This is a genomic window from Clostridium senegalense (assembly GCF_018916625.1).
In the GTDB taxonomy this organism is placed as follows: Bacteria; Bacillota; Clostridia; order Clostridiales; family Clostridiaceae; genus Clostridium_J; species Clostridium_J senegalense.
This window is the reverse complement of record NZ_JAHLNC010000002.1, coordinates 208,326-220,327: the sequence shown is the minus strand read 5'-3', so window position 1 is coordinate 220,327 and position 12,002 is coordinate 208,326. Positions and strand designations below refer to the sequence as shown.

The window sequence follows — 12,002 nt, the reverse complement described above, 5'->3', positions numbered from 1 at the left end:
TAATGAGGAAAAAATCAAATTCCTAAATAGTCTCTATCAATTGTTATTAAAAGATTATAATGTGAATGAATTTTCTTTATTTCATCATTAAGACTTTTAATTAAATTATTTTCATCATCTTTAGAAAGATTTTCATGTGAATTTATTACAGCATCAAATATAATATTTTTAATATCACCTTCACCTACAACTCTAAAATCATGAATAGATTTAATTATAGGAAATTTTAATAGTAAGTTTTCAACTAAAAGCTTATCGTTTAAGATTTCCTCATCATTGGTGTTAATTGGATCCATATGTATAACTAAGAATATATTTAATTTATCTGAAATTTCTTTTTCTGCTGCATCAATTATTTCATGTATTTTGATGATAGAAATATCACAAGGAACTTCAGCGTGAATTGAAGCCATTATCCTTCCAGGCCCGTAGTTATGCACTAGTAGATCATGAACACCATGAATTTCATTATATTTTAAAACTTCTTTTTGTATATTTTCAACTAACTCAGCATCAGGGGCAGAGCCAAGAAGTGGATCTAAGGTATCTTTTACTAGATTAAATCCAGCATAAAGAATTATTAAAGAAACTATAATTCCCATATAACCATCTATAGGAAAAGAAATAAATTTAGATAAAAATAAGGATAAGGCAACTGTACTAGATGAAATTGCATCACTGATAGCATCAACAGAACTTGCTTTTAAAGCAGAAGAATTAATTTTATTTCCAAGGTTTTTATAAAATATGCTGAGCCATAATTTAAATAAGATAGAAACTAGTATTAATATAAAAGGTATCCAAGCAAAAGTTATAGTAGTTGGATTTTTAATTCTATCTATAGAGGATAAAATAAATTGAAATCCTACTAACATAACTAAAAAAGCTACAATTAAAGCAGAAATATATTCTATACGTCCATGTCCAAATGGATGTTCTTTATCTGCTGGTTTACTAGAAAGTTTAAATCCAAATATAGTTATTACAGAAGAGCCTACATCAGATAAATTATTAAAGGCATCTGCAATAACAGCTATACTATTACTTATAAGTCCAACAGATAGTTTAATTATAAATAGAAATAGATTTACTAAGATACCTATAATACCACCTAAATAACCATATCTTTCTCTTACTTCTTTATTTTTTACATCATCATAATTTTTTACGAATTTTTTAATTAAAAAATTTGAAAACAAAAAAAGCACCTCCAAAATTAGTATACCCATAAAATTTCAATACTAAATTATAACATATTAGATATATTAAAGAAATAACTAGTATATCTTAGATATTAACTCAACTAAGTCTTAGATTAATTAATTTAATAATTACATAAAAATCCTATATAGTTAAATTTTAAACTATTACTTTTTTCATATGCTTAGGTATTTTTAATATGTTATACTAGAATTGGAATTTAAATTTGGAGGTGTTCGTATTATGGCGATAAAATTTGCAAAAGAACTTATAGATTTCTTATATGAAAGCCCTACAGCTTTTCATGCAGTTAAGTCAGTAAAAGGGAAATTAGAAAAATCAGGATTTGTTGAATTGTCAGAAAGTTCTAAATGGGATTTAGAAAAAGGTGGAAAGTATTATACAACTAAAAATGATTCCGCATTAGTAGCTTTTACTGTAGGTAATGGTGAAATTGAAGAACATGGATTTAAATTAGTTGGAGCACATACTGACTCTCCAACATTTAGAATAAAACCAAACTGTGAAATGACAGTTGAAGATTCTTATATTAGATTAAATACTGAGATTTATGGTGGACCAATATTAAGTACTTGGTTTGATAGGCCGTTATCTATAGCAGGAAGGGTAATTTTAAAAAGCGATAATATACTTTTTCCTAAATCAGAATTAGTTAATGTTAAAAAACCTATATTAATAATTCCTAATATGGCAATACATATGAACAGGGATGTAAACAAAGGTTTTGATATTAATGCTCAGCAGCATACATTACCAATACTTTCATTAGTAAATGAAGAACTTGAAAAAGGAAATTATTTATTAAATGTATTAGCTAATGAGTTAAATGTTAATAAAGAAGAAATTATAGATTTTGATTTATATTTATATGAGTACGAAAAAGGAAGCATAATTGGATTAAATGATGAGTTTATATCTATGGGAAGGTTAGACGACTTACAAATGGTTCATGCAGGTATAGAAGCATTAATAAATGCTAACACAACTAATGGCACAAATGTAATGGTTTGTTATGATAACGAAGAGATAGGTAGTTCAACAAAACAAGGTGCAGACTCTGAGATGCTTTCAAATATTTTAGAGAGAATAGTTTTATCATTAGGAAAAGGAAGAGAAGAATTCTTTAGAGCATTGGCGAAATCATTTATAATTTCAGCAGATAATGCTCATGCTATTCATCCAGCTGATCCAGGAAAGCATGACCCAACAAGTAGACCACTTATAAATAAAGGACCAGTTATAAAAGTAAATGCAAATCAAGCATATACAACTGATGCAGATTCAGATGCAGTATATGAAATGGTTTGTAAAAAAGCTGGAGTTCCGGTTCAAAAATTTGTTAATCGTTCAGACTTAAGAGGTGGATCAACAATAGGACCAATAAATTCAACTCATATAAATATACGTTCAGTTGATATTGGAAACCCTACTTTAGCAATGCACTCTATAAGAGAGTTAGCTGGAGTAGATGATCACACTTATGTTATGAAATCATTTTTAGAGTTTTATAATTTATAATTAGTAAAATAGAAAACTATCCAATAGGCAAAATATAACTTATTGGATAGTTTTTTTGTTTTTAAAATTTTATATTGATTTTTTTATTTAAAGTTGGAAGAATTGCTAAAATCATAAGAGAAATAATAAGTGTTATTGTTACTTTATTAAGTTGAAAATCATTTTTATAGGAAACATATGTTATTAATAAAACGCAAGCCCCTACTAAAAAATGAAGTATTTTTTGAGTTATAATAAATTTATTTTTATTTTTTATTTTAGCTCCACTAGATTCAAATGTATCAGCTAGTTTTTTCCAAGGCATGAAAAATGCAAAGAAAAATTGTAGTCCTGCTAATAAGAGTAAAATTATAACAAGTATGTTTGACATTATTTACCTCCTATTTCATATTAAATTTTATTATAATTATAAACTTAATTCATATTACAATCAAATTTTAATTTAAATATAGGATTCCAAGTTGAATTTATTATAAATATGTAAATTAAGAAGTTGGTTTGAATGAGAATAGCATGAAAATGATTAATTACTTTATAACATGTCAATAATTTTTTAAAGATAGTGTTTATAAAGGAGTGAGTTTATGATATATATATTTTTTTCATTATTGGTAGTGTTGACCTTTATAATTTTATATTTTAATAATAAATTAGTATATAAATACAAATTTTTAAAATATTGTATAAAAATAAATAAAAGTAGTAAGAGTTCTACAATTATTGCTCAAGAGATAGCATTGGAGACGTCAGCAGTAGATTATTCTTTAAATTCAAAAATAAAAACTGTCACTGTGGACAGAAACTATAAAAATATTAAAAAAGTATATGAAAAAATAAAAAATAATCCTAGAGCTTCTGTTGTTAGTGGAAGCCAATGGATTATTGATAATATATATATAATACATAAAGAATATAAAAATTTAAAACAAAGCTTAAGAAGAAAAAACTTAAAAAAATTGCCACGAATAAAAGATGGTATATTTAGTGGATTTCCAAGAGTGTATGTTTTAGCCTTAAATTTTATAAATGATAGATTAGCATATATTGATGAAAATACAATCACAGAGTTTATTGAAGAGTATGAAAAAGAAAATAAATTAACAATGGGTGAAATTTGGTATTTCCCAATCATGATAAAAGTAGTAATAATACAATATATAGATAAGTTATCAGAAGAAATTTATTGTCAGATTAATAGTTTAGAAAAGGCTTTAGATATATATAGTAAAAGCCTAGAAAAAAAGAATATAAATCCATTGATTAAAGATAAGGATGTTGATAAAGAAACTATACTAAAGTTATTAACAATTTTAAAAGATACAGGTAAAGATGATGAAAAAATAACATTAGAATTAAAAGAATTAGTAAAATCTATAGAAGTAAATTCAGTTTTAAATGAAATAAATATTTATAAAAAAGAAAATTTAAGAAATATGTTATTATCAAATTCAGTAAATTCATTAATAGAAATCTCAAAGATAAACTATAGATATATATTTGAAAGAGTTTCTATTGTAGAGAAAATACTGAGTAAAGATTACTTCTATAATCAAATGGATTTTCAATCGAAAGATCAGTATAGAAGAGTTATTTCTGAAATATCATTAAAAAATGATATAAGAGAAAGTTATATTGCTGAAAAGGCTATGAAGTGTAAGGAAGTAAGTGAAGGGGAAGAGTTTAAAAATCATATTGGTTATTATTTAATAGATGAGGGTAGAGATAAATTAAATAATATATTAAAAATAAAATATAGTGGATTTGAAAAAATAAAAAGAATGATAAAAGGTAAAGCAGTTATAAGTTATTTATTACTTATATTTATTTTTACAGCTATAAATATAATAACTTTCCTTTATGCAATACCAGGTAAAAATGAGTATAATTATAAAATTATTTTAGCAGTTATATTTTTAATTATACCTATGAGTGATGTAGCTATAAGAGGGTTAAATTTTACTATTATGAGAATAAATAAACCTTATACATTACCTAAATTGAATTTAGAGAATATACCCTATGAATATTCAACATCAGTCATAATACCAACAATAATAAATAATAAAAAAAGAGCAAAGGAACTTTTAGAAAATATTGAACAGTATTATTTAGGAAATAAAGATGAAAACATATTTTTTGTTCTTTTAGGAGATTTGAAAGATAGTAAAAAATTAAATTTAGAAGATGATGATGACATAATAAATTTTACATTAGAGGAAGTAAAAAAATTAAATTTAAAATACTGTAAAAATAAAAAAGAACAGTTCTTTTTTTTATGTAGACATAGAGTATTTAATGAGGGTGAAAATTTATATATAGGGTATGAAAGAAAAAGAGGTAAAATAGTTGAATTTAATCAGCTTTTAATGGGAAATGAAGAAACAACTTTTAGAATAATAAGTGGAGATTTAAAAAATCTAAGCAAAGTTAAATATGTAATAACACTAGATAGTGATACTAAATTACCTATGAATGGAGCTAAAAAATTAATAGGTACATTGGCACACCCCTTAAATAAAGGATACATTGGTTCTAATGGTAAAGTTATAAGAGGATATGGATTACTTCAACCAAGAATAAGTATAAGTTTAGCTAGTAGCAATAAAACTATTTTTTCAAAATTATTTTCAGGAGAATGTGGAATTGATATTTACACTACAGCAGTTTCAGATGTATATCAAGACTTATTTAAAGAGGGTATATTTACAGGAAAGGGCATATATGATTTAGATATATTTTGCAAAACTTTAGACAATAAAATTCCTGAAAATACCGTTTTAAGCCATGACCTTTTAGAGGGAAGTTATTTAAGATGTGGACTTGTAAGTGATATAGAACTTATAGATGATTATCCAAGTTTTTATAATGCAAATTCTAAAAGAAAACATAGATGGGTTAGAGGAGATTGGCAACTAACACCTTGGTTATATAGTGATGATATAAACTTGCTTTCTAAATGGAAAATACTAGATAACTTAAGAAGAAGTTTAGTTTCAATATTTTTAATTTTAAGTTTGATACTTATAACGTTTAAAATATTGCCAGGAAATGTAGGTTATTGGATAATGTTAATTATCTTATGGTCATTTACTTCATTCCCTAGTAATTTATTTAATTTTGTAAAAAACATTAGTAAAGGTTTTATTTTAAAAGAAGAGTTTATTTTAGTGAGAGAAAGTTTCTTTAGATCTTTATTAATATTGATTTTTTTACCTTATGAAGCATATTTAAATTTAGATGCCATAATTAGAACTATATATAGAAAGAATTTTTCTCATAAAAATTTATTACAATGGCAAACCTCTGACTATGTAGAGAGAACTTCAAAAAGAAATTTTACTACATATTTAAATACAATGTTTCAATCAATTTTAATAGGAATAGGAATTTTGCTCATAAATGTATTGCTAAATCAGAGTAATATTTTATTAATACTAGTAACAGCTCTTTGGATAATGGCTCCATTAATTGCGTATTTAATAAGTATTCCTAAGAAAACAAAAAAATATATTTTAAATAATGAAGATGAAATTTTGATAAGAACAATTTCAAGAAGAACATGGGCTTATTTTGAGGATTTTATAGATGAAAGATGTAACTATATAGGTGTAGATAATTATCAGGAGGACCCAGGTAAAAAGTTAGCTTATAGGACATCACCTACTAATATAGGAATGTGCATAATTTCCAATATAGTAGCCTTAGATTTAGGATATATAAATATAATTCAAGCAACTGAAAGAATAGAAAAAACAATAGAAAATATAAACACATTAGAAAAATATAAAGGACATTTATTTAATTGGTATGATAGCTCAAATAAAAAAGCTTTAAATCCTAAATATGTATCTACAGTTGATAGTGGAAATTTAATAACTTATTTGTATACTACTTATGAAGGTTTGAATGAAAATTTAAATACACCTATCATGGAAAAAATAATTTTAGGGTTAAAAGATATTTTAAATTTAACTATAGAGGAAATAAAAGATATAGAATGTAATCATTACTTTTATTTTATGGTTAAAGATAATTTAAATAATAGGTGTAAAGATTTATTGACATTTAAAACTATGATTTCTAATATAATTTGCAATACAGAAGAACTTTTAAGTGAACATGAAGGTAGCAATGAAGAAGGAAAGTTCTACTGGTGCAATAAATTAATAAACCATTGTAAAATGCAACTTAAATATATAAATGAAGTATTTCCATTTATAAAAGAATTAGAATTGTATGACAATATGACCATAGCAAATCTTACGACAAGGTTTGTGAATTCTCCCATAACTGCTTATAAGGATATAGTTGGGGAAGCCTTAAAAGAAGTATCAAGTAAAGAAGGCATAGATATACTATTAAAAACCAATTTTAGTGTTGATAAAATAATATCTAGAATCAATTGTTTAAATGAAAAAATAATAACAATGTGTGAAGATATGGATTTCTCATTTTTATATGATAGTAAAAGAGGGTTATTATCTATTGGATTTGATTTAGAAAAAGAAAGTTTAACTAACAATTATTATGATCTTTTAGCTTCAGAAGCAAGAAGTGCATATTTTATAGCTATTTGTAAAAGAGATATACCAGTGGAAAGCTGGTTTAGTCTTGGAAGATTATTAGGTGGAAAAAGTAATAATAAAGGATTGATGTCATGGTCAGGAACAATGTTTGAGTATTTTATGCCAAGATTAATAATGAAAAATTATGAAAATACGCTTATAGACGAAAGTTATAAATATGCTCTTAAAAATCAAATTGATTATGGTAAAAAACTAAGACTACCCTTTGGAATATCAGAAAGTGCATATTATGAATTTGACAAAGATCTAAACTATCAGTATAAAGCTTTTGGTGTACCCAAAATAGCATTGAAAAATTATAACGATAAAGAAATTGTAATAGCACCTTATGCAACTATATTATCATTAATGGAAAATAAAAAATGTGCAATAGAAAATTTAAATATTCTTATAGAAAATGATGTATATGGAAAATATGGTTTATATGAAGCTGTAGACTACACAAAGAATAGGGCTGAAACTGAGAATGGTAATGGGAAAATAGTGAAAAGTTATATGATACATCATTTAGGTATGTCTATTATGGCTATAGACAATGTATTAAATGAAAATATATTACAAAAATATTTTCATGAAAATCCTATTATTAAAGCTAATGAATTATTGCTTCAAGAGAAAAGAAGTAAAAAAATCATCTATGATAATAAGTATAATGTAGGTAATATTGATATTTTAAATAGTAGTAGTCATATAGAAAAAATACCACCAAGAACGGTAAAAAATATATTAGAAGATCCAATAAAATTTAGTATTATGTCAAATAAAAATTATTCTTTAGTTATGTCAAACACTGGCTTTGGATACTCTAAGTTTGACGAAATTTTAGTAAATAGATATAGAAACACTATGCCAGAAAATAGTAGTGGAGTTTTCTTTTATTTAAAAGAAATAAAAAGAGATAGATATGTTTCAACAACTTATGAACCAGTTAGAGAAGATTATGAAAGATATAGTGCTTGTTTTTATTTAGATAGAGCAGAATTTTTTAGAAATGATGAAGATAAGCTAGTAAAGACAACTGTTTTTATTCATAAAGATGAAAATATGGAAGTAAGAGCTGTGAAAATTTACAATAAGGGTAATGAAAAGAAAGTATTGGAATTAACTAGTTATTGTGAAATTGTACTTCAAAGTTATGAAGGTGATTTGTCACATCCTGCCTTTGGTAATTTATTTATTAAAACAAATTATTATGAAGATGATGAGATTGTTGTGGCGAATAGAAGAGTTAGAAATAAAAAAGAAAAGAGCCCTTATGTAGCTCAATGTTTAATTGGGGATAGTGAAAATATAGGTGCTTTAGAATTTGAAACTTCAAGGGAGAAGTTTATAGGAAGATGTAGAAATAAAAAAGAACCAATAGCGTTAATAGATAATGAAAAGTTAAGTAGCTCAGTTGGGGCAGTTTTAGATCCTATAATTTCATTAAGAAGAAGATTTGAAATAAGTAGTAAGGAAACTATAGAATTCTATTTTATAAGTGCTGTAAGTTTTGATAAAACTAAATGTGTGGATTTAATAAAAAAATATAAAGATATTAATAAGATTAAAAGTTTACCAATTCTATGCAAAGAACATATTCAACAACAACTTTTAAATTTAAATATCACAACTTTACAAGCAAACTTATATCAAGATTTTTTAACTGATATATTATTACCGCAAGAAGATAATAAAGACAAATTTCAAAACATAGTAAAACCACAAGGCAAAAAAGCAGATTTATGGAAATATGGAATTTCAGGCGATATTCCTATAATAGTTGTAGAAATATATAAAGAATCACATTTATATTTGTTAAGACAGATAATTGATTGTCATAAGTATCTTACTACAAATAAATTAAAAATAGATTTGGTTATAATCAATAGAGAGTGTAGCTCCTATGAGATGCCTATAATGGAAACTATAAATAATATAATAGTAAAAAATGAAATTGAATATTTAAAAGATAAAGATGGAGGAATTCATATAATATCCAATATATCGGATGAAGACTTTAATGTAATAAAATTTATTTCTGCATTGCATTTTGATGGAAGTAATGGTGATGTTTTTGAACAAATTAAGCATAATAAATTTAAAAAAGACCTTAAACCTCAAGTATTATTAAAAATTATAAGCGAAAAAAAATATGAAAAATCTAAACGATTTAATTTAGTTAGAAATAAAGTGGTAAAAGACCTAGAATTTTTTAATGGATATGGCGGATTTTCTGATAATGGAAAAAGCTATACAATCGTCATTAAAAATAGTAATCCTACTCCAATGCCATGGATAAATGTTATAGCTAATAAAGATTTTGGGTTCATAATATCAGAAGTTGGTTCTAGCTATACATGGTATAAAAACAGTAGAGAAAATAAATTAACATCATGGAATAATGATTCTGTAATAGACCAATCAGCAGAAAATATTTATTTATGTGATAATGATGAGATTTGGAACATTACTAGACCAACTTATGAAGATAAAGATGATGAAGTTATTGTTAAACACGGAATGGGATTTTCAAAATTTGTAAAAGAAAATAGAGGTATATATACTGAATCTACATTTTTTGTGCCGCAGGATAAAAATATAAAAATAATAAAAATTAAATTGTGTAATACAACTAATAAGAAAAGAAACTTTAAGTTGGGATATTATGGTGAATTAGTTTTAGGTGATGTAAGGGATAAAACATATAGAACTATAGTAACAAATATAAATAATATAGATGGATACATTACAGCAGATAATTTTTACAATGAGAATTTTAAGGAGACCAAATGTTATCTTGCGTTTAGTGAAAAAAACACTATTTTAACAGGTCATAGGGATAACTTTTTGGGATATAATGGTGACATTAAAGAACCTGATGGACTTAGAAATATTACATTGGAAAGTTCTTGTGGAAAAGGATTAAATCCATGTTTAGCAGGAGTTACTTCTATTGAATTAAATGAATTTGAAGAAAAATTTATAACAATAATTTTAGGGGCAGAAGAAAATATATTAGATATAGAAAAGCAAATAAAATATTTTAGAAAGTTAGAAAATGTAGATATTGAATTAGAAAAGTCTCAAAAATATTGGAGTGATAAATTAGAGCTAATACAAGTTAAAACAGAAGATAGAAGTTTAGACATAATGGTAAATGGGTGGCTTTTATATCAAAGTTTAAGTTGTAGAATTTGGGCTAGAACTGCATTTTATCAATGTGGAGGTGCTTTTGGGTTTAGAGATCAGCTACAAGATGTTATGTCAATTATATATTTCGATAAGTCTATTACTAAAAATCAAATACTTTATTCAGCTTCATATCAGTTTGAAGAAGGAGATGTTATGCACTGGTGGCACCCGTACAGTGAATGTGGTATAAGAACTAAGTTTAGTGATGATTTGTTGTGGCTACCATATGTAGTTTGTGATTATATAGAAAGAACTGGAGATATTTCTATTTTAGATGATGAAGTAAGGTATATAAAAGGAGAACCTTTAAAAGATGATATAGATGAATTTTATGGGAAAGTAAAAAAATCTCATAGAAAAGAAACTATATATGAGCATTGTATAAAAGCCATAGAAAAATCATTGAAATTTGGAATACATGATTTGCCTTTAATAGGAAGTGGTGATTGGAATGATGGAATGAGCACCATTGGAAATAAAGGTAAGGGGGAAAGTGTTTGGCTTGCATGGTTCATATATTCGGTACTAGATAATTTTAAATATTTATGCAAAGAAAAAGGTGATTTAAATCTATATGAAAAATATACTGGTGCTATGGAAAAACTTAAAGTGGCTGTAGAAAAAAACGGATGGGATGGAAATTGGTATAAGAGAGCATATTTTGATGACGGGACTCCATTAGGTTCTAGTGAAAATGATGAATGTAGAATTGATTCAATAAGTCAATCTTGGAGTGTAATATCTAAATGTGCAGATATATCAAGAGCAAAGAAAGCTATGAGTAACTTATACAGATACTTAATAAACAAACAAGAAGGCATAATAATGCTTTTAACTCCATCTTTTGATAAATCAAACTTAGAACCAGGCTATATAAAAGGTTATATTCCAGGAGTTAGAGAAAATGGTGGGCAGTATACTCATGGTGCTATTTGGACTATACTAGCATATGCTATTTTAAATGAAGGAGAAAAGGCTGTAGAACTTTTCAATATGATAAATCCAATAAATCACAGCAAAGATTTTAGTACTGCTAATAAATATAAAGTTGAGCCATATGTAATGTGTGCAGATGTGTACTCTTCATTTCCTCATAATGGAAGAGGCGGGTGGAGTTATTATACAGGAAGTGCTTCATGGATGTATAAAGTAGCCATAGAGGCAATACTGGGATTTAAACTTAAAGATGGGAAAGGATTTACTATAGAACCTTTAAAAAACATACCTTTTAAAAAATATACGATAACTCATAAAACAGATAAAAGCACATATATAATAAATGTGGAGTACGGTAAAGAAAATGAAATTTACTTAGACGGGAATTTAATAAAAAGTAATTTTATAAAATATGAGAATGGTGAACATAGCTTAATTTATAGAATTAAAAACCAATAAAAAGAATATGTAAAGAATTAATTAAATGAAGGTGTATTTCAAAGTAAAATTTTATTTTGATAATACATCTTCATTTTTGTACTATAAATATTATGATAAAAAATAGAA

At 25.5% G+C, this 12,002-nt stretch carries 4 protein-coding genes; 2 read left to right on the top strand and 2 right to left on the bottom strand.

The window, feature by feature from the left end; genetic code table 11:
- Positions 1-14: 14 nt before the first annotated feature.
- Positions 15-1,199 carry a cation diffusion facilitator family transporter gene (locus KQI36_RS06225; protein ID WP_216450137.1) on the bottom strand — a complete coding sequence of 395 codons (1,185 nt, stop codon included), beginning with the start codon at positions 1,197-1,199 and terminating at the stop codon, positions 15-17.
- Between the two features lie 244 nt (positions 1,200-1,443).
- Between KQI36_RS06225 and KQI36_RS06220 the strand changes: the two genes are divergently transcribed.
- The gene (locus tag KQI36_RS06220) at positions 1,444-2,739 is read left to right on the top strand and encodes a M18 family aminopeptidase (protein WP_216450135.1); all 1,296 of its coding nucleotides are present in this window, start codon (positions 1,444-1,446) and stop codon (positions 2,737-2,739) included.
- 61 nt (positions 2,740-2,800) lie between these two features.
- Here KQI36_RS06220 and KQI36_RS06215 read toward each other — a convergent pair whose 3' ends face one another.
- Entirely contained in the window at positions 2,801-3,109 is a 309-nt protein-coding gene (locus KQI36_RS06215) for a hypothetical protein (RefSeq protein ID WP_010294368.1), read from the bottom strand.
- A 214-nt stretch (positions 3,110-3,323) separates the two neighbouring features.
- Between KQI36_RS06215 and KQI36_RS06210 the strand changes: the two genes are divergently transcribed.
- Positions 3,324-11,894 carry a GH36-type glycosyl hydrolase domain-containing protein gene (locus KQI36_RS06210; RefSeq protein ID WP_216450134.1) on the top strand — a complete coding sequence of 2,857 codons (8,571 nt, stop codon included), beginning with the start codon at positions 3,324-3,326 and terminating at the stop codon, positions 11,892-11,894.
- Positions 11,895-12,002: the final 108 nt, after the last annotated feature.